17 protein-coding genes and 3 tRNA genes are annotated in these 22,065 nt (G+C 61.3%); 12 read left to right on the forward strand and 8 right to left on the reverse strand.

The genetic code is table 11. The features are described 5' to 3' along the window. Nucleotides 1-216: 216 nt before the first annotated feature. Together HMPREF0307_RS03800 and HMPREF0307_RS03810 are read right to left on the reverse strand one after the other, a co-directional pair. A tRNA-Glu gene (locus HMPREF0307_RS03800) sits at nucleotides 217-289 on the reverse strand. 1,221 nt (nucleotides 290-1,510) lie between these two features. Beyond that, nucleotides 1,511-3,415, reverse strand: coding sequence for a site-specific DNA-methyltransferase (locus HMPREF0307_RS03810; RefSeq protein ID WP_066487577.1), 1,905 nt, complete (start codon nucleotides 3,413-3,415; stop codon nucleotides 1,511-1,513). Nucleotides 3,416-3,711: 296 nt separating this feature from the next. Here HMPREF0307_RS03810 and HMPREF0307_RS03815 point away from each other — a divergent pair, with 296 nt between their 5' ends. From HMPREF0307_RS03815 to HMPREF0307_RS03825, 3 genes are all read left to right on the forward strand, one after another. Beyond that, nucleotides 3,712-5,640 carry a beta-glucoside-specific PTS transporter subunit IIABC gene (locus HMPREF0307_RS03815; RefSeq protein ID WP_066487580.1) on the forward strand — a complete coding sequence of 643 codons (1,929 nt, stop codon included), beginning with the start codon at nucleotides 3,712-3,714 and terminating at the stop codon, nucleotides 5,638-5,640. 68 nt (nucleotides 5,641-5,708) lie between these two features. Beyond that, nucleotides 5,709-7,109, forward strand: a complete 1,401-nt coding sequence (locus HMPREF0307_RS03820) for a glycoside hydrolase family 1 protein (protein WP_066487586.1) — start codon at nucleotides 5,709-5,711, stop codon at nucleotides 7,107-7,109. Nucleotides 7,110-7,148: 39 nt separating this feature from the next. Further along, entirely contained in the window at nucleotides 7,149-7,994 is an 846-nt protein-coding gene (locus HMPREF0307_RS03825) for a PRD domain-containing protein (RefSeq protein WP_066487589.1), read from the forward strand. 55 nt (nucleotides 7,995-8,049) lie between these two features. Here the strand turns inward: HMPREF0307_RS03825 and HMPREF0307_RS03830 are convergent. Next, nucleotides 8,050-8,122, reverse strand: a tRNA-Glu gene (locus HMPREF0307_RS03830). 40 nt (nucleotides 8,123-8,162) lie between these two features. Next, a tRNA-Gln gene (locus HMPREF0307_RS03835) sits at nucleotides 8,163-8,234 on the reverse strand. A 208-nt stretch (nucleotides 8,235-8,442) separates the two neighbouring features. Here HMPREF0307_RS03835 and HMPREF0307_RS03840 point away from each other — a divergent pair. Beyond that, nucleotides 8,443-8,922, forward strand: coding sequence for a TetR/AcrR family transcriptional regulator (locus HMPREF0307_RS03840; RefSeq protein WP_066487592.1), 480 nt, complete (start codon nucleotides 8,443-8,445; stop codon nucleotides 8,920-8,922). Nucleotides 8,923-8,973: 51 nt separating this feature from the next. On the opposite strand, the gene gltX is transcribed toward HMPREF0307_RS03840, so the two are convergent. Next, a complete protein-coding gene (gltX, locus tag HMPREF0307_RS03845; RefSeq protein ID WP_082723218.1) occupies nucleotides 8,974-10,479 on the reverse strand; it encodes a glutamate--tRNA ligase in 1,506 nt (501 codons plus the stop codon). Between the two features lie 167 nt (nucleotides 10,480-10,646). On the opposite strand from gltX, the gene HMPREF0307_RS03850 reads away from it, so the two are divergent. From HMPREF0307_RS03850 to HMPREF0307_RS03880, 7 genes are all read left to right on the forward strand, one after another. Next, nucleotides 10,647-13,082 carry a choice-of-anchor M domain-containing protein gene (locus HMPREF0307_RS03850; RefSeq protein ID WP_070593645.1) on the forward strand — a complete coding sequence of 812 codons (2,436 nt, stop codon included), beginning with the start codon at nucleotides 10,647-10,649 and terminating at the stop codon, nucleotides 13,080-13,082. A gap of 107 nt (nucleotides 13,083-13,189) precedes the next feature. Then, complete coding sequence (locus HMPREF0307_RS03855) at nucleotides 13,190-14,911, forward strand: TIGR03773 family transporter-associated surface protein (RefSeq protein WP_066487603.1); 1,722 nt, start codon at nucleotides 13,190-13,192, stop codon at nucleotides 14,909-14,911. Next, nucleotides 14,904-16,319, forward strand: coding sequence for an anchored repeat ABC transporter, substrate-binding protein (locus HMPREF0307_RS03860; RefSeq protein WP_082723220.1), 1,416 nt, complete (start codon nucleotides 14,904-14,906; stop codon nucleotides 16,317-16,319). Before HMPREF0307_RS03855 ends, HMPREF0307_RS03860 begins: the two co-directional genes overlap by 8 nt. Before the next feature lie 2 nt (nucleotides 16,320-16,321). Further along, complete coding sequence (locus HMPREF0307_RS03865) at nucleotides 16,322-17,182, forward strand: choice-of-anchor M domain-containing protein (RefSeq protein ID WP_066487609.1); 861 nt, start codon at nucleotides 16,322-16,324, stop codon at nucleotides 17,180-17,182. Continuing rightward, nucleotides 17,175-17,894, forward strand: a complete 720-nt coding sequence (locus HMPREF0307_RS03870) for an anchored repeat-type ABC transporter ATP-binding subunit (RefSeq protein WP_066487637.1) — start codon at nucleotides 17,175-17,177, stop codon at nucleotides 17,892-17,894. Before HMPREF0307_RS03865 ends, HMPREF0307_RS03870 begins: the two co-directional genes overlap by 8 nt. After that, entirely contained in the window at nucleotides 17,888-18,763 is an 876-nt protein-coding gene (locus tag HMPREF0307_RS03875; protein ID WP_066487612.1) for an anchored repeat-type ABC transporter permease subunit, read from the forward strand. The genes HMPREF0307_RS03870 and HMPREF0307_RS03875 overlap by 7 nt, the downstream gene beginning before the upstream one ends. Beyond that, complete coding sequence (locus HMPREF0307_RS03880; RefSeq protein ID WP_066487615.1) at nucleotides 18,751-19,725, forward strand: hypothetical protein; 975 nt, start codon at nucleotides 18,751-18,753, stop codon at nucleotides 19,723-19,725. Before HMPREF0307_RS03875 ends, HMPREF0307_RS03880 begins: the two co-directional genes overlap by 13 nt. A 10-nt stretch (nucleotides 19,726-19,735) precedes the next feature. Here HMPREF0307_RS03880 and HMPREF0307_RS13255 read toward each other — a convergent pair whose 3' ends face one another. From HMPREF0307_RS13255 to HMPREF0307_RS13130, 3 genes are all read right to left on the reverse strand, one after another. Then, nucleotides 19,736-20,335 (reverse strand): CE1 family esterase, encoded by a 600-nt coding sequence (locus tag HMPREF0307_RS13255; RefSeq protein ID WP_353935776.1) that lies wholly within the window; start codon nucleotides 20,333-20,335, stop codon nucleotides 19,736-19,738. A 24-nt stretch (nucleotides 20,336-20,359) separates the two neighbouring features. Then, entirely contained in the window at nucleotides 20,360-20,548 is a 189-nt protein-coding gene (locus HMPREF0307_RS13260; protein ID WP_231725030.1) for an alpha/beta hydrolase family protein, read from the reverse strand. A gap of 115 nt (nucleotides 20,549-20,663) precedes the next feature. Next, on the reverse strand, nucleotides 20,664-20,822 hold the full coding sequence (locus HMPREF0307_RS13130; RefSeq protein WP_168162244.1) for a hypothetical protein: 159 nt from the start codon (nucleotides 20,820-20,822) through the stop codon (nucleotides 20,664-20,666). Between the two features lie 90 nt (nucleotides 20,823-20,912). Here HMPREF0307_RS13130 and HMPREF0307_RS03890 point away from each other — a divergent pair, with 90 nt between their 5' ends. Then, nucleotides 20,913-22,016, forward strand: coding sequence for an isochorismate synthase (locus HMPREF0307_RS03890; RefSeq protein ID WP_066487618.1), 1,104 nt, complete (start codon nucleotides 20,913-20,915; stop codon nucleotides 22,014-22,016). The last annotated feature ends 49 nt before the right edge of the window (nucleotides 22,017-22,065 follow it).

Here is a 22,065-nt window from a genome sequence, read left to right on the forward strand (position 1 = left end):
CCCCGACGTGTCTACTTTCCAGGGGTCAGGCCCGTCTACAGGTCGTGGGCCACTGCCCGTTTAGCCGAAATTTCACTCTATCCCTGCTGCTTTTAAGCACCAGGGATCGAGTAAAACAAGCAAAACCCCGATTCTCAGTAACGAGAATCGGGATTTCGTTTGGCGTTTGTCGGTTTCGTGAACTCTGCAGGTCAGAACCGTGAAACCGCCACGTTGTACCCCGTACGGGATTTGAACCCGTGTTACCGGCGTGAGAGGCCAGCGTCCTAGGCCGCTAGACGAACGGGGCGCGGTCTGTGCAGTAAGCGAGGCTCGCTGCGGACTTCATAAGAGTAAACGACGCGTCTACATTCCACCAAATCCGCAGTACACACCATAGAAATGCGACGGAAAAACTATGTGCCAGCACCCCCCTCTGCGCCACCGCACTGGCGCTAACGGCTTGCAACACGGGCGAGTCCGAACCGGTCACCATTACCCACGTCACCACAGTGAAAGAGTCCCCGACGAAAACAAGCACGACGACTCCTCCGGCAACGAGCAGCAGCACAACACACCAAACGACAGAGCCCCCCACGACCGAACACAACGAACTAGCGACGTCAGAACCCACAGCGCCTGCGCAAGAACCGAGCCACCAGGATCCAGTCGTTCTGCACGAAGCTGACCATGGATACAAGTGGTTCTTACGCGACCCCCTACAACTCACAGGACGAATGTGAAAGTGCAGCATCCCAGTGGCCAGCGAACACAGGTTCCTGCGCTCTCCAACCACAAGGATGTATTCACTACGCGCTGCGTCACGATGCTGAAGTCATCGCGAAGCACGAAGCCCAGCGCAAGCAAGAAGAAGCGGCACGCACCGAACAGTAGCAACAGCAACAGTTCCGGACCCTAGAGTTAGCCACGATTGGACCGTATGCCTCTCAGTGGACATGCAAGCAAGCGCAAAGCACGTGGCCCGCGCCATCGTTCACATGCTTCCCAAATCAACGCGGTTCAGCACAAGTAAAGGCCTAGAAAACCAATAAAAATCCCGGACCGTGTGTGCGCTACTTCGTTAAAGCTTCGCGGAGCCGTGGTGCGGATCGAATCAGTGGTTATTCCGCTGCAAACCTGTAGGCAAAAGGGCTAGAAGCTAGGTTGTGTGGCGCTGGTCCGGGACGACGTTTCGTCCTATATGCATTGTGCTTTTAAGCTCCTGTACTTCGTACAATCGTTGTTAAAAAAGAAGTTGTGGATTATGGCTATGCCGCTATTTTCGCACTACATCAGGGAGAAACCGTCTGAGTAATAATGCGCTTGACTTTCGTCCATTCGCATCCTTTCTGTCCGCTTTCTGCTTACAACCCGTAGCCTAAACCCCAGTCCGCGCCGTGGGAAGACCTTCGCAAAACTAATAGCTGGTATTCACCCACAGTCCCTCTTTTGTGCAGCAAAATATAGTGTCGCCCCTGCCTGGTATGGGGTACCTCCATACCAGTTCGAACGAAAAGGTCTGCCATTACCCCTAGGCGGTCCAGAGATCCACACCCGCAGTACGGCACATCTGGACGAGGTTGGTCTTCAACTCGTCGTCTCCCTGGAACGCATCTTCCAGAATGATGAACTGCACTGGCTTCATGGCGACCGCATCACGCAACTGCGCGAGAGTCGGGGTGACATGCTCGTCGAGATACGCCAAAACCGCAACCTCTTCACCGCCAGCCCCGTCGCTGCGAACCACGGCCTTATAACCCGCGCCGGCGATGTCGCAGTCACGGATCTTCTCAGTGAGCGACAATCCCTGTTTAATGAGGATTTCCGCAAGGATGTCATCCACCGTAGCGTCGTCGTCCACGCTTCCGCGCAGGTCTAGCAAGTGCTGCTCCAGCGTCGTCACGTCCGTATCCGCCGCCGTCTGCCACTTCACAAAGTTGGTATCCGAAAGCACGTAGGAACGGAATCCCGTATCGAGGGGCACCTCGCGTTGTGCGATCACCTCGGCGTACTCGGCGGCTACTTTGTCACCTGCCCTCCGGATGCGCTCACGGGAGATGCTCGCGATGTCCTCGAAGCCGACCTTCCGCGCTGCGGAGTTCTCCGGTGTGGGTTCAGGAAGCTGCACCTGAATGGTACGGCGACGCACGCCGTCCTCGGCATTAAGCTGCATGACGGCATGCGCCAGGCTTCCGGATCCCGCGAAGAAGTCCAGGGCAATATCGCCGTCGTTCAGATTGCCCAGGCGCACCAAGTTCTGCAGCAGCTTCGTGGGCTTGGGGTTGCTGAAAATGCTTTTTACACCGAAGAGTTCAGCGACTTCTGCGGAGCCTTCCTGGTTGCTGCCAAACAATTCATGCGGGAACCAGTTGGTGGCGGACTGACCGCTTTCCTCACGCTCGGACTGGAATTGCTTCTTGCGCGGCAAGCCGTCGCCGCCCTTGGTGAAGACAATGCGGTTATCAGCAAGCAGCCTTTCAAAGGTCGCCTTCTCGCCCATCCACACCTCGTTGAACTCGACGCCCGTAGGCGAAACAATCGTGTACGAGGAACCGCCTTGGCCTGCACCCACCTTCCATGGCTTGGAATTCCACGGTCCGCGCGGGTCGTTATCGGGGTTCGTGAATTTGCCCGTGAGCGGCAGCTTGCCCACGCCAGCGTGCTTGAGATGCGCCGAGTTCCGTGCGTAGACCAGAATGTGCTCGGCCACAAGCCCGATGAGCTTGGTGGGGTCATTGGGCTGATTGTGGCGCCGGCGCCAGTGGATCGAGCCTTCGAAGTTCAGCTCGCCAAAGATTTCATCGAGGCACTTCTTTAGGTGCGAGTACTCGTCATCGCTAATACTCACGAAGATGACGCCGTCTTGGCTAAGCAGGTTGCGCGCGAGCTTCAGGCGCGGATACATCATGTTGAGCCAGTTGGAATGGAAACGCCCCTCCGACTCAGAGTTGGAGGAGAGTTTCTTGCCTTCCTCGTTGACTTGTTTCGACCAGTCGAGATAGGTGCCAATCCCCTCTTTGAAGTTGTCCGGATAGACGAAATCGTGACCCGTGTTGTACGGCGGATCGATATAGATCATCTTGATTTTGCCGTGGTAGTGCTTCTGCAAAACCTTGAGGACTTCCAGGTTGTCGCCCTCGATGAAGACGTTCTCGGTGGTATCCCACTCCTTGGAGTTGGCCTTATCGGGCCGCAACGTGGCGGTAGTGGGCTGCTGTGCTGCCCGCATGGCACGCTTCTTCCCAGGCCAGAACAAGCCGAAGCGCTCGGCGGCATCGGAAGCATCCTCGCCAAGGAGCTCACCGAGCTTCGCGACGTCGATCCTGCCGTCGCTGAACGCTTCCGGAACGAGCTCAGCTAGCTGCTGCGCCAACTGGGTACGCAGCTCGGGGCTGCTGCTCGGGACTGCATTCATCGGCTCACGTTCTTCGCTCATCGTCGTCTCTCCTGGGATACTGCGGTGCGGCTACTTCTCTCAGTACACAGTAATCAGGCCCCCGACATGAGCACCTCATGGGGCATCTCGTCACTTTCGTGAAGTACCACACTTTTCTTGGCTTTTATGAGCGCTCCGCAGCATCATAAGAACAGGTTTCCAGTAACGCTGGGACGCGGATTGTAACCCGATTTAGTTCGGGGCAAGACCTGAGCAACACGCTCGCCTTTCAAGGGCGCGCGTGGGGCTCAGGTCTTTTTGCATTTTCGCCCAGCTCTTCCACCAAGGAGTACACGATGACCACGAAGACCGACTTCGAGCCGCTGTCCAAGGCAGTGCTCGAAGGACTCGGCGGAGCAGACAACGTCAGCTCCGTGACCCACTGCGCCACGCGTCTGCGCTTCAAGATTAAAGACGCCTGTATAGTCAACGACTCAAAGATTGAGGACACCGCGGGCGTCATTGCGCTCATGAAGGCCGGTGGCCAGCATCAGATCGTCATTGGCAACGATGTGCCATTTGCGTATGACGCCGTGGTGTCGCTACCCGGTATGGCGACCAAGGGTGCCAGGGGCGCAGCGGTCGAAGATTCCGATGAAGACAATGGAGAAAAGCCCAACGCATTTAACGCCTTCATCCAGCTCATTTCTTCGCTGTTTACTCCAATCCTGTGGCCCCTCGCCGGCATTGCCCTCGTCAAAGCATTCCTCTCTGCTGGAACAAACCTGGGCTGGTTTGACACCGAATCCACGAATTACATCGTCTTTGCTGCACTGGCAGACGGCCTGTTCTTCTTCCTGCCCATGTTCCTCGCAGTGACCGCCGCACGTCGGTTCAAGATGAACGAGTTTATCGCCATGGCGACCGTTGCTCCGCTCGTCTACCCGAGCATTATCGGGCTCGCTTCGGTTGACGCTGACCTCAAGCTTCTCGGTATTCCGCTCACGGCGATGGATTACAGCTCGTCCGTCATTCCGGCCATCGTCACCGTGTGGCTGGCCAGCTACGTGCAGCATTACTGCGAGAAGATTCTGCCTTCCGCGGTGCGCAACTTCATGACTCCAGTCCTCGTCTTGCTCATCATGGTCCCCATCGTCCTGCTCACTGTAGGCCCCCTGACTATGAAGCTGGCCGCGTGGATTTCTGCTGGCGTCGCCTGGCTGTTCCAGGTCGCTCCGTGGCTGGCCGGGGGTTTGCTCGGTGCTTTCTGGCAGGTCCTCGTCATCTTCGGTCTGCACTGGGGCTTCGTCCCTATCTTCCTCAATGACATCGCCAACCTGGGCCATTCCGCGATGATGGCACCTCTCCAGGCAGCCGTAATGGCCCAAGCCGCAGCAGTTACCGCTGTCGCACTCCGGTCGCACCTTCCGGCGCGTCGCAAGCTCGCCGGCCCGTCCGCTGTCTCCGGCATCCTGGCGGGTGTTACTGAACCTGCCATCTACGGCATCAACCTCCCACTCAAGGTTCCGTTCTACGCTGGCGTCGTGGGTGGTGCTGTCGGCGGCATCATCATCGGCCTGGCCGGTGTATCCTTCAACTCCTTCACGTTCCCGTCCCTGCTCGCATTCCCTGCGGCACTGGGCGAAGGCAACTTCCTCATGTTCGTCATCGGCACGATTATCGCCATGGTCATCGCGTTTGTCGGTACCTGGATCCTGCTCCCCCGCGCTGAGCGCAGGGAAGAAGAAGCCAAGGCCGCTAAGGCCGCAGCCGAGCTCGAAGCCACTGAAGGCGACGACAACACGGCCGCTGCAACAGAGGACGCGTCGTCTGACACGGTGCTCATCCCCGTCAACGGCACGGTCATCCCGCTCGACGAGGTTGAAGACAAGGTCTTCGCTTCAGGCGCCATGGGCGAATCCATCGCCGTCGAGCCATCGAATGGACAGGTGCTCGCACCGGTATCGGGCAAAGTCATCGCCGCTCCCAAGTCCGGCCACGCCGTCGGCATCAAGTCAGCTGGTGGCGTCGAGACCCTCGTTCACGTAGGCATCGACACGGTTCAGATGGACGGCGAGGGCTTTACGCCCCACGTCACGGTGGGCGACCACGTCCAAGCTGGCCAGCCCATCGTCGACGTGGACCTCGACGCGGTAGCTAAGGCTGGGTACAAGGCCACGACCCTTCTCATTGTCACCAATTCGAAGAAGCTCAGCACGGTCGAGCACCTCGCACAGCCTGGCTTGGTCGTCGCTGGAGAACCCGGCCTGCGCGCGGCGAAGTAATCCACTTATCCCTAGGCTGGACACCAACGTCCTGCCTTCCAGCACTCATCACAAGGAGAAATCCATACATGTTCCCACAGAATTTCCTTTGGGGCGGCGCCACCGCCGCAAACCAAATCGAAGGCGCATACAACGTGGATGGCAAGGGCCTGAGCATCCAAGACGTCATGCCCGATGGCTTGCAAACTCCGCCCACGGAAGGCCCCACGGATGACAACCTCAAGCTTGAGGCCATCGATTTCTATCATCGCTATGCCGAGGACATCGCACTGTTCGGTGAGATGGGCTTTAAGACCTTCCGCTTCTCCATTGCCTGGAGCCGCATCTTCCCACGCGGCGATGAAGATGAGCCGAACGAGGAGGGCCTGCGCTTCTATGACCGCGTGCTCGACGAACTCGAGAAGTACGGCATCGAGCCCCTCGTCACGCTGAGCCACTACGAAACACCTCTCGCCATCGCACGCGAGTACGGCGGGTGGTCCAACCGTGAAGTCATCAACTTCTTTGAGAAGTACTGCCGCACCGTGTTCGAGCGTTACAAGGGTCGCGTGCACTACTGGCTCACCTTCAACGAGATTAATTCGGTACTCCACTTCCCGTTCTTCGGTGGTCTCGAGGGCACGCCAGAGGAGGTTGGCCCGCAGAAGCTTTACCAAGCTGTCCACCACGAACTCGTGGGCTCTGCACGTGTCACTAAGATTGCACACGAGATAGACCCGAACAACAAGGTCGGCTGCATGATCATCGCGGTGCCACGCTACCCGCTAACGCCGAATCCACAGGATGCCCTCAAAGCGCTGGATAAGAGCCACGATGACCTTGCCTTTGGTGATATCCACTGCCGTGGGTACTACCCGGGTTACTACCTGCGCAAGCTCAAGAACCTCGGTGTCGAGCTGGATATCACTGAGCAGGATCGTGACGACCTTACCAACACGGTCGACTTCGTCTCCTTCTCCTACTACATGTCCGTGTGCGAAACCGCTGATCCGGCCAAGGACACGGCAGGTCAAGGAAATATCGTGGGTGGCGTTCCCAACCCGACCCTCGTGGCCTCCGAGTGGGGCTGGCAAATCGACCCGGTCGGCCTGCGCATCATCATGAACGAATACTGGGACCGCTGGCAGAAGCCGCTGTTCATCGTTGAAAACGGCTTGGGTGCCAAAGACAAGCTCGTCGATGGCCCCGAAGGCCCCACTGTCGAGGATGACTACCGCATCGACTACCTGAACCAGCACCTGGTCCAGGTCGGCGAGGCTGTCGAGGACGGTGTCGAGGTCCTCGGCTACACCACGTGGGGCTGCATCGACTTGGTCTCCGCATCGACAGCGCAGATGTCCAAGCGTTACGGCTTCATCTACGTCGACCGCGACGATGACGGCTCCGGCACGCTCGATCGCTACAAAAAGAAGTCCTTCGACTGGTACAAAGAGGTCATCGCCACCAACGGCGAGTCCCTCACCAAGTAGTCCCGCCCGTTCCCATCCAAAGAGAGGCAATCTGCAGCGATGAAGGTCGTGCGTGTGCTCAATAACAACGTCGTCCTCGCGGTCGACGAGACCGGCGCGGAAGCCATCCTCACTGGGTGGGGCGTGGGCTTCCAAGCGAAGCCTGGCCAGCCGGTCAAGACTGACAAAGTCACGCGCACGTTCAGGCCCGAAAATGATCGCGATAGCGATACCCTCGCGCAACAGCTCGCGGCGCTGGACCCCAGGTTCCTCGCCGCGGCCGATGACGCGCTCCGTGCCGAATTCGAGGATCGAGGCTCGGCCACCGTTGTGGCCCTCGCTGACCACCTCAGCGTCGCTGCGGTGCGCGTTGCTGCCGATGCCGCCACCGCCGCCCAGCCGCATCCACTCACCGCCGAGGTCAAGCACCTCTACCCCGCTGAGTACGCGGCCGGAGAGCGGATTCTTGCCCACGTGAACAAGCAGCTCGAGCTCGACCTGCCGCAGGTCGAGGCCGTTGCCATCGCCATGCACTTGGTCAACGCTGGTTTCCACACAGACGGCCTTGCGGAAACCTACCGCATGACGGGCGTGTTCGGGCAGCTCTTCGACATCATCGATACAAGCTTTGACATCGAACTCGACCGTCAGTCCATTTCCGCCGCACGTTTTATCACGCACATGCGCTACTTCTTCGTGCGCGTGAACGAAGGCCGGCAGCTCAACGAGGGCATGAGCGTCCTCAAAGACAGCCTGCAGCTGTCCCACCCGCAAGCGGTAACCTGCGCCAGCCGCCTCGCCTCCGTCCTCGAGCTGCGCCTTGGCGCGCCGCTCACTGACGACGAGGTGAGCTACCTTGCGCTGCACGTCGCGCGTCTCGTCGGCGAGCACCACGCTGCGCAGTAGACAGGCCATGCATGACGAAAGCCTCCAACCGAAGTTGGAGGCTTTCGCTATTTTGTACCCCGTACGGGATTTGAACCCGTGTTACCGGCGTGAGAGGCCAGCGTCCTAGGCCGCTAGACGAACGGGGCATAGAACTAGTGTTACTGCTTGTTCCAGCAGTAAACACTGCTGGCCTACCAGGACTCGAACCTAGAATGACGGTACCAGAAACCGTTGTGTTGCCAATTACACCATAGGCCATTGTCATCAAGTGCTTGTCTCTTTCACCTTGCCGGTGTAAGTGACTCGCTCTGTGCGACGAGATATAACTATAGGCAAGAACGGTACGTGTGACAAATCGGCAGGTCAGGACGTGTTCTCAAGGTGACATCGCGTGGCTAATTGTGTTAGCTTCATTGTTACACGGGCACGCGTAGAATCTATCGCCCGCCGGAAGAAAGATACGTTCATGAGCCGTACGGACGAGATTGTCACCGCCGCCCGCCTGCTCCTACAGGACTACGGGTGGCCAGAGATTTCTATTCGCGACATCGCCAATGAAATCGGTATCAAGGCGCCGAGTCTCTACAAGCACGTCTCCGGTATGGAGGAAATCGCGGCTCTCGTCGCCACAGAGGCACTCAGCGAATACGGTCAGCATCTGCGCGAGGGATGGGAAGAAAACGGCGCCACAGGGGTCCTCGCCGCCCACCGCGACTATTTCCGTGAGAACCCCTATCTCTACGAGCTCATGACGGGCCGACTCTTCCCGCGCGAGTACTTGCCCAGGGACTTGCCGGGCTGGGCGCGCGAGCCCTTCCACTGGATCGCCGACAACAATACGCAGTTGGGGCTGAGCTACACCGCCATGGCGCATGGCCTGGCACTGCTCGAGCTGCGCGACGGACATATCCCCGACCCCCAGTGGGAATACGTCGTCGCCGATTAAAACACGCGAAACCCCCGCCAACCGGAAGGTTGCGGGGGCATCGGCAAGCTCTTAGGTCTCGGGCGCCTGGTACGGCGTCACGGCCAAGGCAGCCTTGAGACGCGCGATGGTCGACTCCTTGCCCAAGAGTTCCATGGACTCGAAGAGCGGCGGGGAGACCTGCTGACCGGACATGCCAACACGCAGGGCGCCGTAGGCCTTGCGCGGCTTAAGTTCCAAGTCCTCGATGAGAGCCTTGGACAGCGCAGCCTCGATGTTGGCGGTGGTCCAGTCCTCGATGCCCTCGAGGGCGGCGATGCCCACCTCGAGCGGCTGGACGGCGTCCTCCTTGAGGTTCTTCTTCGCAGACTTCGAGTCTAGCTCGAGCTTGTCATCCGGGATGATGAGGAACTTGAGCAGGTCGTAGGCGTCCGAGAGCACCTTGATGCGCGTCTGGACGAGATCCGCGGCGATGGTGAACTTCGCGTCGCCATAGTCGGCTGGGAAGTCGGTGTACTCGGTGAAGTACGCGCGCAGGCGGTCCTTGAAGACCTCCGGAGCGAGCAGGCGAATGTGGTCCGCGTTGATGGCCTCGAGCTTCTTCTGATCAAAGCGGGCCGGGTTGCCTAGAACGTCCTTGACGTCGAAGTTGGCGATGAGCTCCTCGACGGAGAAGATGTCCTGCTCCGCAGACAGGGACCAGCCCAAAAGGGACAGGTAGTTGAGCATACCCTCGGGGATGATGCCGTTGTCGCGGTGGTTGAACAGGTTGGACTGCGGGTCACGCTTGGACAGCTTCTTGTTGCCCTCACCCATAACGAACGGCAGGTGACCGAACTGCGGAGTCTGCTTGGCAATGCCAAGTTCGACCAGCGCCTCATACAGGGCCAGCTGACGCGGGGTCGAGGACAGCAGGTCCTCACCGCGGAGGACGTGCGTGATGTTCATCAGTGCGTCATCAACCGGGTTGACCAGCGTGTACAGCGGCGCGCCGTTGGAGCGGGCTACCACATAGTCGGGTTGAGTCTCAGACTTAAAGGTCATCTCGCCGCGGACGAGATCGTTCCAGGTCCAGTCCTTGTCCGGCATGCGCAGGCGCCACACAGGCTTGCGACCTTCGGCCTTGAAGGCCTCGATCTGCTCCTCGGTGAGGTTGCGGTCGTAGTTATCGTAGCCCAGCTTCGGATCGCGGCCAGCCGCCTTGTGGCGCTCCTCAACCTCTTCCGCGGTGGAGTACGCCGGGTAAACATAGCCGCCATCAATGAGCTTCTGCAGGACGTCCGCATAGATGTCCATGCGCTGAGACTGGCGGTACGGGCCGTCGGGACCGCCGACGTTGACGCCTTCGTCCCAGCCCAAGCCAAGCCACTCGAGCGAGTCGATGATGGCCTGGTAGGACTCTTCCGAGTCACGGGCGGCGTCAGTATCTTCGATACGGAAGATGAGCTTGCCGCCGGTGTGGCGGGCATAAGCCCAGTTGAACAGGGCGGTGCGGACCATGCCCACGTGGGGCGTGCCGGTCGGGGACGGGCAGAATCGAACCCGAATGTCACTAGCGTTCTCAGTCATGCCCACCATGGTAGACCAGCACGGACGAACACTCAGAACGAGGCGGGGGTAAGCGTAATGGAAACAACTATCAATAAATGCTGGCCACAAAAATTTCACGGGGGTATCCACTAACGGTAATGAAAGTCATCACCTATAGTGTGCTCCGTTCCAAAATAACTGAAGAAAGGACCCTCGTGTCTCGCATTCACTCTCGCTCTCTCGCTCTGCTCACCGCAGTAGCTCTGGTCTCCCCCGCCGTCGCGCACGCCGGCCCGGACGACGGCCGCACCGTCGCCACCGCCGCGCACGTCGACTCGCCGAAGACCTTCTGGGCAAACGACACGTTCGTCCTCAAGTCCGAGGTCTCAGGCACAACGACTCCCCTGGACGATACTGTTGCGTGGGTTGGAAAAGGTTACGGGAGCGACGGCCGGAATCAATACCAGTTCACACTGCCCAAAAATGGCCTCTTCGACTTTTTTGGCGAACCAGGCGAGACTTACTACACCGCTCCGGCTGCTACCTGGGGATCCCAACAGCCAATTTGGATGGGATTTGGGGCCGACGCTGGGCTTCCCATGGAAGCTTTCCGCGATCACACCGCGTCACTCGACCTCCTCTCTGTCAATGGCCCCGGCGACGTCGAGCTGTTTAGCTATCTTGATTCCGAATCTGGCCTACACCGTTTGCTCGGCACTTCTCAGGACTCCCCGAAGTCCATTCCGCTCACCGCAGGAAGTCACTTCCACAACTACACGGCATTTTCTAAGCCGGGCCGTTATGAGCTGACGTACCGCACCACTGCGCGCGGCAAGGACGGAAAACTCATCGCCTCGCAACCGACCGTCGCCGTAGTGCAAGTAGGCGGCCAGTCCCCCAAGGCGGAAAAGACTCAGAGCACGCGCGAGCGCTTCGACGCAGCCAAGCCCGGCTCCCAGGCTGAGCTTGCCGATGCCGCTTACTCCCTGAGCGTGGCTCCCAAGGCAAAGCGGTCCCAGGAAGGTGATGAGCACCTGTCGACGCTCAAGTTCGAGGCCGGAAACAAAGCTAACGGCACGCTCACGCTTTTTATCGACGGCTACTTCCTCACAGATCTGGACGTCAAGGACGGTACTGCACAGTGGGACGAGTTCTTGGGCCCCAAGGACTCCCAGATCCAGGCTGTATTTACCCCGGACGATGGCCCGCGCTGGGTCTCAACGCCGCTGCACTACACCCCCGGAAAGGAAGCCGCCGTCACCTCCGAGGATTCGGCGGAGACCTGGTCCGACCACACCGGCGACGCGTCAACGGTGCGCCAGCTACAAGACACGGAAGAGCCGACCGTCACGAATTCGAAGTTCACCGCTCACATTGAGCCGTACGGCGAATCCTCCTCCAAGCTCGTCGTTGAGACCGAAGATAAGAACTTCAACGGATTCATCAGCGGCGGTTTCTACGATGGTGGTGACGCCACATACGCGGGGCTCGACTTCGAAGGCTATATCCACAATGGTCACGGCGAGGTCCTGATCGGTGACGAGAACCTCTACAACGGCCAGGAAGCCCGCGTTGTCGTCATCCCCCACCCGACCATCATGGCTCAGTCCGGCACGGTCGTCCTCGCGAAGAGTTACCAGCGGGGCAAAACTTTCGACGCGAAGGGGACTTTGGGCAGTGCTACCGAATCCGAGTCCACTGGGTCTTCAGCAGCCCCAACACCGACGACTAAGCCACACCAGCAGCCCTCCGAACCGGCTGTGCCCGAAAAGAAGTGCTCGAGCAAGCACTTCCTCGACCACGGCCACGTGGACATCAAAGCGATGCGCGAGGGCGACAAGCTCACCACGGTGTTGGAGGACGAAACGTCCCTCGTGGACAAGGGCGTCGTCGACCGTCCGCTCGATGACGTCGTGCTCGCTGTCCACGACAACGCTCTCGTCAAGCGCAGCGAGCGCATGGGCGATAAGAAGCTCGACTTCATGGGCAAGGTTGGCGAGAAGTTCTATATGCTTCCGGAAACCCAAAACCACGACATCATCTGGCCGGGCTACAACACACAGTCCCTCGACTATGGGCAGACCAACGGAACCGTCAACCTAAACTTCGAACCGAAGTCCGTCCCGGAGGGTGCGACGTGGGGGCTGTTTATTAGTCGCAATCTTGGCCAAGAGCAGGAAGTGCTCATGGATTCGACCAAGGGTGACCACACGATCGAGACCGATTTCGCTACCCACACCCACACGACGTGGGCGTTCTCGAAGCCGGGCATCTACGAGTTCAAGGTCACCTACGACACCACCACCAAGGACGGCAAGAAGATCACCTCGGCTCCGCAGACGCTCACCCTCGCCGTTGGCGACCAGGCAATCAAGGACTGCAAGTCGGATCTCGACAACTCCCAGCCCTCTGACGAGGTCAAGCCGTCCGAGCCGCAGCCCTCTGATGACGTGAAGCCTTCGGACGAGGTCAAGCCGAAGCCCGCACCGAAGCCGGCCCCGAAGGCGGACGGCTCCAGCAACGCGAAGCCCTGGGGCTGGGTCATTCCGGTGGTCATCGCCGGTGTCTTCGGTGCGCTCGGCGGATTCTTCCGCGACCACGGCGCTGAGCTTTGGGCCCGCGTCCAAGAGATGCTTAAACGTTTCCGCTAACGACTAGGTAGCCCTCTGCCCCTCCACCGATGGCTCGTTTTCGAGCTGTCGGTGCGCAGCTCTTTACACAGACATCACAGACTTCTTTCTCATAAAGGGATAACCCCATGCTTGTTTCATCACGGACGACACGCTTTCTCGCGGTGTGGGCCACGCTGCTGCTCTGCGTCGTCGCGGGCGTACCGCACGCTCTCGCCGCCGAACGCTTCGATACTGGACACGTCGATGCCTTCTACGTCACCGCGCCGGGCGGTGACCTCACTCTCGGCTTGAAGGAAGACATCACCGGCAACGACGTGGAGCACTCCGGCGACGACGTCGTGCTCGTCGTCAAAGAATCAGCATGGAACTCGGTCACGGAAGGCATCCCGGACATCGGTGGCTCGTCCTACTTCCTGCCGCAGGACCAGGACCACTCGTTGCTCTGGCCGGGCTGGGATACGCAGCCAGCCGGCCGCGCAGGCTTCGACAACGTCGACTTGGTCTTCGAGGATGTCTCCGGGCCCGGTTCGGTATACGTCTTCCGCACCTCAAACTTCGGTGACGTCGAGCCAGTCACCGGCTCCGGCAGCATTGAACTCACGCGCGGGGAAACCATCAATCAGCCCTACGGTGCCCACCGTCACGCAAACTGGGCGTTTTCCAAGCCCGGCACGTACGAGATGACCGTCCACGCGGAAAGCAAGGGCAAGACCTCTAACTCCGTGACGTACACGTGGGAGGTCGGCGATTCTTCCGGTTCCGACCGCGATGTGGACCGCGACCACGGCAACGACGCCAAAGACGACGAAGACAACACCGACACGTCCACCAGCCATGGTTCGTTGAAGCGCACGCAGACCTCCACTTCGGCACAACCCTCGCGTGCCGCCGCACCGCGCTCAACCCAGGCGCGCGCAGCAGCCCCGCGTCCTGCCGCTCCTCGCCCGGCTGAGTCCGCCCCGGCCCCTGAGGCGGCATCGGAAAGCGCGGCCTGCGTGGCGGGGCTGAACCCCAAGATCAAAGACGACACGGTCAGCCCACCGGCCTGGATCGACGCGGATGGCGCGACGTTTTACATCTCAGATACCGGAAAGGTCGACCTGCCGCAGGACATCGGCCCCGTGCCGCAGGGCCCGGCGTGGATGATCGGCTCCACCCAAGTCGCCGGCGTGCCGTGGCTGGGTGCGAACACCCAGCACCCCACCATGCGCGAATATACATCGGGCCCGGTGACGTGGGACATCACGAGCTTTAACGGCCCCGGCGATGTCATGGTCTACACGCAAGGAGGGCTAGGCACGATTGTCGGCGACGAATGGTTCCGCGTCGTTGGCGGCCAAGCCCAAGGCGCGGTGGACATTCCAGAAAATACGCACGTTCACCCCAACTGGCTGTTTAGCCAGCCCGGCAACTACTCGCTGACCATTCGCCAGACCGCCACGACAACAGCCGGCGAGACTGTCAGCGGAGAGGCCACCCTCCACTTCGCGGTGGGCGGCGGACAGCCTAGTGGTGCGCTGAGCTCCGGCCACTTCGACTTCGGCGCAGAGGTCAACCCAGACGGCGGCGACTGCTCAACCGCGCCGGGTTCCATTGGCGTCGCACCGACTGGCGGTACGACGGGCTCGGGCGATTCTCATTCTGTGTCGGGTCGCTCGGCAGGCGTCTCCGGAGGCGACGCGGCAGTGCAACAAGCGGGTGCCGAATCGGGCACCCTGCGCCCAGGCACGAAGCTTGCTGCCTCGAGTGAGAGCTACCTGGCCTGGGGCGTGGGCGCGCTCGGTGTGGGCATGCTCGTGCTGGGACTGGGCGTCGGCCTGCTTGCCTGGACGCGATACCGTGCGTAAGGCGGCTCTCATACTCGCGGCGACGCTCGGCCTGAGCGGGTGTACGGCACCGACCCAGGAGGACGGCCTGCGCATCGTGGCGACGACGCCGATCATCGCGGATCTCGCACGCAATGTTGCGCCGGACGCGCACGTCACGACCCTCATCCCGGCGGGCAAGGACCCGCACTCTTTCGAGCCGACGCTGCGCACCTCGCGGGAGGTAGCCAATGCCGATGTCGCATTTGCCAATGGCCTTCTGCTCGAGCCGCAGACACTCATGGATTCCGTGCATAGCGTATCTTCAGGCCCCGTCGTCGACGTCGCCGACGTAGCGTCCACCCGCGGGGCAAAGCTCGTGCCGCTCGTGGAAAACGTGGCACTCGACGCGATCTGGCTTGGTCTGCGCGTCGCTGGTTCTAGGGATTCCGCCACCATTTCCTTGGACTCGGTTGAAGGGCCCGGATCGGTTGCGGCGTACGTCGTCTCGACATTCGGCACGCCGCGCGTCCTCTTTGACTCCTCGGACGGCGGTCCTGATTCAACGGAACTGCCCGGCAACGCGCACACGCACCTGTCCTGGGCTTTTAGCGCGCCGGGCATCTACCGTTTGCACTTGTCGTCCTCGCTGACCGAACCCGCAGTGATAACGATAGCGGTGGGCGTGACTCCCCCACCCGACCTCGATGTCATTGATGAGGGCCATCTCGACATCGCGGCGGATTCTTCCCGCGGCATCGTGCTGCGGGATGGCTCCGATGACTTCGATCCAGCGGCGAGTGTCATCGCCGTTCCGTCGTCGGTCCTGCAGGAGATTCCGCCGGACCCGTCCTATCGCTTCTTAGGCGTCCCCGGCAGCGAGACGTACCTCCTGCCGCAAGCGGTGCTCGGCCAACACATCCACGGCGAGGTCGACCCACATCTATGGCACAACGTGGCCAACGCCATGGCCTACGTCGACGTCATCGCAGACGAGCTCGCGCAAGTCGATCCGTCGCACGGCGCGGAATACCGCGATCATGCCCGTGCCTATAACGAGTCCTTGCGCGGGGTGGATTCCGAAATCCGCTCTCTCATCGCCGACATCCCGGAGCCACGCCGCAACCTTGTCACGACACACCACGGTTACGCATACCTCGAGCAGGGCTACGGCGTGCGCAGCGCCGGGTTCGTCACGCCGAATCCCGCCGTCGAGCCGTCCCCACGCGACGTCATCGCGTTGCGTCGCACGTTGGAGAATCTCGACGTCCCCGCCGTCTTTATCGAACCTTCCGAAGAAGCCAGTACGCAAACCCTGCGGGAGACCGCCTCCGCGGCAGGCCGACGCGTATGCACCATCTACGGCGACACCCTCGACGCGTCCGTCCCCACCTATATCGATCTAATGCGCTTTAACGCGCGCTCCCTTCACGACTGTTTAAAGGACTAATCATGAACCATCGCATTCCTACTCTTCTGCTCGCCGGCGCACTCGCTTTCACGGCGGCTCCGGCGTGGGCGGGTGACCTCGCGCAGGTTGTCTCCGCGGATGAGTCCGTCGCCCCGTCTGGCGAGGCCGCCGTTATCGACCACGGGCACGTGGACATGGGCGCGCTCATCGTCGACGGCCAGGCCCAGTTCAAGGCCCGCGACGACTCCCAGCCCACACCGGTGTGGCGTGACCCGAAAGATGTCGTCTTCGCCGTCGATGACAAGGCCCTGCAAACCCTGCCGGAGACCAATGACTTCGCCTTTACCGGCGCTCAGCCTGGCTCCCAGGTATGGGTCATCCCGCAGACCGAGGTCGCAGGAGTGCCCTGGCTGGGGTGGAATACCCAGGCACCGTCGTTGACCGAGGTCGCGGACCGCGGCGTGAACATCGAGTTCCTCGGCCACTCCGGCCCGGGCGATTTCTCACTCTTCCTTCAGAATGGCGGCTTCGAGGCGCCCCAACTGCTCTTTAGCACCGCCGAGCACGGCGAAGACTCCTTGTGGGTCGATCTGCACACGCACACCCACGCCAACTGGACGTTCACCGAGCCCGGCGCCCACAAGGTCGGCCTGCGCCTCACCACGACCACCACCTCGGGCGAGGAGCTTGCTACCGATGCCGTCCTCAACTTCGCCGTCGGCCCCGACGCCGCCACGCCCCAGGCTGCCGATGCCGCCCGTTCCCTCCCCTTCGAACCCACCACAGCGTCCGCAGGCTTCGCCGGACTGCCGATGTGGGCCTGGTGGACCGTGGGCATCGTCCTTGCACTCGTCGTCCTCGGCGCACTCGGCGCCGCGCTGCGGGGTGTTCGCCGTGGCTAATCCCGCTATCACTGCGTCCGATGTCTCCGTCGCGTTAGGCGGCCGCCGAGTAGTCAGGGACGCCTCCTTGACGGTCGAGTCCGGCGAATTCATCGGTCTGCTCGGCCCCAACGGTGCAGGCAAGACGACGCTCCTGCGCTCAATACTCGGTCTCGTGCGCTATTCCGGTTCCATCACCACGCGCGCCGCGCTGGGTTACGTTCCCCAGCGCCACGACGTTGCGTGGGATTTTCCCATCACCGTCGCCGACTGTGTCGCGAGCGGCCGCACGCGCCGGTTCGGCTGGCTTCGACGCGTCGACCATCGCGCAGCACAAGAAGCAATCGCGTTGGTTGGCCTCACGGAGTTTGCCCGCCGTCCCATCGAGCAGCTCTCCGGCGGACAACGCCAACGCGTGCTCATCGCGCGTGCTCTCGCCACGCGTCCCGATGTCCTCCTTCTCGACGAGCCGTTTACCGGCCTCGACGCTCCGAATACCGAGTCGCTCCTCGCGCTCTTTGAGGAACTCACCCAAGCGGGAACGTCCATCCTCATGTCGACGCATAATCTGGCCGAGGCTGCCCACACGTGCCACCGCCTCGTGCTTTTCAATCGCACCGTCATCGCGGATGGCCCCGCGGCCGACATCCTCGCCACACCGCAGCCGTGGGTCGACACCTTCGGAGTATCCGCCCACTCGCCTCTCCTCGCTGCCGTGGGGGTCGCATGCTAGACGTCACGCTCCTCGATTTCTTCACTGACCTCGCCAACCCGCGCCTCGACTTCCTGCTCCACGCCGTCATCATGGCGATCCTCGCCGCGTGCGTGTGCGGCGTCGTGGGCTGCTACGTCGTCCTGCGCGGCATGGCCTTTATCGGCGATGCCGTCTCCCACGCCGTCTTCCCCGGCCTCGCCGTCGCCTTTGCACTGCACACCTCTGTGCTCCTTGGTGGCGCCGTCGCTGGCTGCGCCGTCGCCCTGCTCATCGCCGTCTTCGCGCAGCGCCGCCACATCCGCGAGGATTCCATCATCGGCATTTTCTTCGCCGCATCCTTCGCTTTGGGCATGCTCATCATCTCCCGCATCGACGGCTATACCGCGTCACTCACGAGCTTCCTCTTCGGCTCGCTCACGGGCGTTTCGCGCACCGACCTCATTGCGGCCGTCGCAGTCAACGTCGTCGTCATCGGACTCGTCATTCTCATCGGTCCACAGCTCACCGCCGCGTGTCTCGACCGCGAGACCGCCCGCGCCATGGGCCTGCCCGTCGCGGTCCTCGACGTCGTTCTGTATCTCGCGGTCACCGCCGCCATAGTCATCTCCGTGGGCACTATCGGCAACATTCTGGTCCTGGCACTGCTCATCACGCCGGCCGCGACCGCCCGCCTGCTCACCACGAGCCTGCGGTCCATGATGGCGCTTTCCGCACTCATTGGCGCTCTCGGCTCCTTCGTGGGCATCTATCTCGCTTGGGCCATCGACCTTCCTGCCGGCGCCACCATCGTTCTCGTGCTTACTGCCTGCTTCCTTCTTGTCTGGGCGCTGAGCCCTCTGCTTCCCACTTTCCGTACTGCAAAGGAGACTTCGTCATGCGCCGCCTAGCGCTCGTCACCGCCGCCGTTTTGTCCACCAGCGCACTCGTCCCCTTCGCCGCTGCCGCACCCCGCTGCGGCGACGAAGCCACGCTCACCATTTCCAATTCCAACTCGCTGCGCACCACCGACGGAGCCGACGCGACGCTCCACGTCACCAACGACTCCTCCGATGCCGTCACTCTCACGCTCGATGACTCCAAGGGCACCGGAACCACCCGCTTCGACGAGACCACAGTCCCTCCGAATTCCGAGGAGGACATCGACATCGATTTCTCCGAGGACGGCGACTACACGCTCACGCTCCGCGTAGCGACTGCGGACGCGGACGCCACCGCCTCCGTGAAGTATTCGGTCGGCGCCCCGTGCGACGCGGAGGAATCCACCGACCCGCGCAGACTCGCCAAGGACATCAAAGGCATCGACAAAGAAATAGGCAAGCTCGATCGCGAGCTCGACAAAACCTACAAAGAGGCCGAGTCCTTCCTCAAAGTGTCCTCAGCCCCAAGCACTCGGCCCTCCACGCTCTCTGAAACGACTTCCTCCCGCGCTACACCGCCCCACGTCGCTCCGAATGCTGAGCCGACCGAGCGCGACAACTCCGTACCGGATGTAACAGCCCCCGCACCCGTAAAGTCAAGCCCACAGGATGGAAATAATGGCGCTGCGTCGAAGATCCAGGCTCCCACGCCTGCGGCTTCCAAGCCCCAGAAAGCCGCAGCCCCAGCTCCGCGCAAGGAAGCCGAGACTCCAGCGGAACCCGCCGAGAGCAACCCCATTCGCCCGGCCCAGATCACTCCAATAAGCACTTCGAGCGACATCACCAACTTCTGGGCAGGCGTGCTCGCAGGCTTCGGCGGTGCTTTCCTCATCTTCGGAGTCGGCCTGCTTCTCTTTGTCGCACGCCGTCCGAAGCAGCCAGAAAAGAAAGAAAAGCCCGCGGACACAACAGTGATTCCGCGGGTGGACTAGGCAGTAAGAGCTACGCCGTCGGCGCGGGAGCCGGGACGACGTACTTGTGCTTATCGGAGAGGAAGTTCCACACCTCGTTGGCGGCATCGGGAGCCCAGAACCAGGTGTGGTCCGCCGGGACCTTAAGGAGCTCGACCGGCTGCTGGCAACCGTTGAAGTTGAGGCGCTCGGAACCGCTGGCGGCGGGCTCCGACATAAAGGTCATGTCGCAGCGGTTGCGGTTGAGGTAGCCGCCGAGGACCGTGCGAACGGGCAGGTAACCGGCCTCGTGTCGGGTGCCGCCGTCGTAGGTCATCATCTTATCCGCGGTGCCGTGCATGATGAGGGTGGCCATGGGGGCATCGACGCAATTCATCTCAACCGGGTTGTAGAAGGCACCGGAGACCATCGCGACGGCGGCAAAGGTGTCCTGCGCGTGGCAGCCCAGGACGGAGGTAAAGCCGCCACCGTTGGACATGCCCATGGCGTAGACGCGGGACCGATCGACGCGGTAGTCGAGGTCGATATCGTCAAGGATGCGCTTGATGAAGCGGATGTCCTCGCCGTCGCGAGTCTTGGCGTAAGGCGCGGCCTCCCAGGCACGCTCGTAGCCTTCGGGATAGACGATGATGGCTTCACCGTGGGCACCGGTGTTCTACATGCGGGCGTAGCTGGAGAAATTCTCTGGACTATCTTCCCAGCCGCCGAAGCCAAAGAGGGCGGGCGCGGCGTCATCGGGGTTGTAATTGTCGGGGATGCGCAGCAGATAACGGCGGGGCTTGCCCTCGTGTTCGACATCGACGGAGACAGTCTGGCCGTTGGCGACGGGCTGGACGGGATTCACCGTGGGGTCTTCCTGAACCGGGATTACTGGGACCGGTGCAGGTGCAACAGGCGTCGCTTCCTGCACTCCCTCGGGAACCAGTTGCTCACCGGCGGGCGCGCTATCGGCCGGGGTTTCAATGGGCGCGGGGGGCGGTAGGAACCTCGGCAAGCTGCTCCTGTACGGGAGCCGGCGCTGGGACTTCCTGCGCGTGAGCGGGGACAATGCCAATGGACAAAGCGGCGGCCACTGCAAGCACAACGAGGCGCCGTTTGACGAGATTCACATTAAACACTTTCGTCACTTTAGTTTCAGTTCTTTTCTCGTTTATCAGCTGACACGCTCGATTCCTTAAGAATTCCCCCACGAAGTAAGCTGGAGGTCTATGTTTTCTTCACGCCCTTCTACCGCGCCGGACTTTCTGCTCTCTCGCGCGACTGGCTCCGTGCGCACCCAGGGTGCCCAGCAGACCTTTGACGATCTCGATGCCGCCGTCGCAGCGCTCAGGTCCGGAGACGTCGAGATAATCGTGGGCGCGCTCCCCTTCGAACGCGGCGCACGGGTTGCCTTAACGGTGCCAGAGAGCATCATCCGCGAGGACGGCCCGCTGGAACCGCACGCGCATTACCGCAACAGAACGCTGAATGCGCGCGTCACCGGATTCGAACCAGAACCGGAAGAACATCTGCGTCGCGTCGAGGCTGCCATCGCCACGATTCAAGAGTCCAAGCTTGACAAAGTGGTCTTAGCGCGCGCAGTCGACATTGAATTCAGCGAACCCACCGACCCCCGACTGGTCGCCGCGCGACTCATTGACATGTCGTACCACCGCGACGGCTTCATCGCTGACCTCACCCCGGCAGGCCGCGAGGGCGCCATGCTCGTCGGCTCCTCGCCGGAGGTCCTTATCAAGCGCCAAGGATCCACAGTGAGCGCTTTCCCCTTGGCCGGTTCGGCGGCGCGCCAGAAAGACAAGGCACGCGACATCCTAGCCGGGCAGGACTTGGCCCGCTCCCCCAAGGATCTCCGGGAGCACGCCTTTGTGGTCGACCATCTGCGCCGAATCCTTTCACCACTGTGCGAAACTTTGGACGCGCCACTCACACCGCAACTCATGAAGACCAATGAAATGTGGCACCTGGGCACACCGGTAGTCGGCACGCTCAAGGACCCTCACTTGACCGCGCTCGAGCTCGCCGCGCTCGTCCACCCCACCCCAGCCATTTGCGGTACGCCTACCGATGCCGCCGAATCCGTCATCCAGACAGCCGAATCCGACCGCGGGTTCTACGCCGGTACCGTCGGCTGGTGCGATAACTCGGGCGATGGCGAATACATGGTCGCCATCCGCTGCGCGGAGGTCTCGGGCGACGGACTTACGGCACGGGCCTGGGCCGGTGGTGGAATCGTCTCCGACTCAGACGCCAACGCCGAGCTGGAAGAGACGTCCGCGAAGTTGCGCACTATTTTGCGAGCGCTCGGACTCTAAGTCCTACCCACCCCCTGGGTGGGCTTTTTTGTTTGCCTATTTGAGTATT

This window comes from Corynebacterium sp. DNF00584, assembly GCF_001552965.1.
Taxonomy (GTDB): Bacteria; Actinomycetota; Actinomycetes; order Mycobacteriales; family Mycobacteriaceae; genus Corynebacterium; species Corynebacterium phoceense.

What these genes read in the sequence shown, in the direction of transcription:
- gltX (WP_082723218.1), bottom strand. Translation starts at nt 10,479, where the DNA reads ATGGTGGGCATGACTGAGAACGCTAGTGACATTCGGGTTCGATTCTGC.
- HMPREF0307_RS03825 (WP_066487589.1), top strand. Translation starts at nt 7,149, where the DNA reads ATGAAGGTCGTGCGTGTGCTCAATAACAACGTCGTCCTCGCGGTCGAC.
- HMPREF0307_RS03810 (WP_066487577.1), bottom strand. Translation starts at nt 3,415, where the DNA reads ATGAGCGAAGAACGTGAGCCGATGAATGCAGTCCCGAGCAGCAGCCCC.
- HMPREF0307_RS03855 (WP_066487603.1), top strand. Translation starts at nt 13,190, where the DNA reads ATGCTTGTTTCATCACGGACGACACGCTTTCTCGCGGTGTGGGCCACG.
- HMPREF0307_RS03840 (WP_066487592.1), top strand. Translation starts at nt 8,443, where the DNA reads ATGAGCCGTACGGACGAGATTGTCACCGCCGCCCGCCTGCTCCTACAG.
- HMPREF0307_RS03865 (WP_066487609.1), top strand. Translation starts at nt 16,322, where the DNA reads ATGAACCATCGCATTCCTACTCTTCTGCTCGCCGGCGCACTCGCTTTC.
- HMPREF0307_RS03820 (WP_066487586.1), top strand. Translation starts at nt 5,709, where the DNA reads ATGTTCCCACAGAATTTCCTTTGGGGCGGCGCCACCGCCGCAAACCAA.
- HMPREF0307_RS03890 (WP_066487618.1), top strand. Translation starts at nt 20,913, where the DNA reads ATGTTTTCTTCACGCCCTTCTACCGCGCCGGACTTTCTGCTCTCTCGC.
- HMPREF0307_RS03875 (WP_066487612.1), top strand. Translation starts at nt 17,888, where the DNA reads ATGCTAGACGTCACGCTCCTCGATTTCTTCACTGACCTCGCCAACCCG.
- HMPREF0307_RS03880 (WP_066487615.1), top strand. Translation starts at nt 18,751, where the DNA reads ATGCGCCGCCTAGCGCTCGTCACCGCCGCCGTTTTGTCCACCAGCGCA.
- HMPREF0307_RS03815 (WP_066487580.1), top strand. Translation starts at nt 3,712, where the DNA reads ATGACCACGAAGACCGACTTCGAGCCGCTGTCCAAGGCAGTGCTCGAA.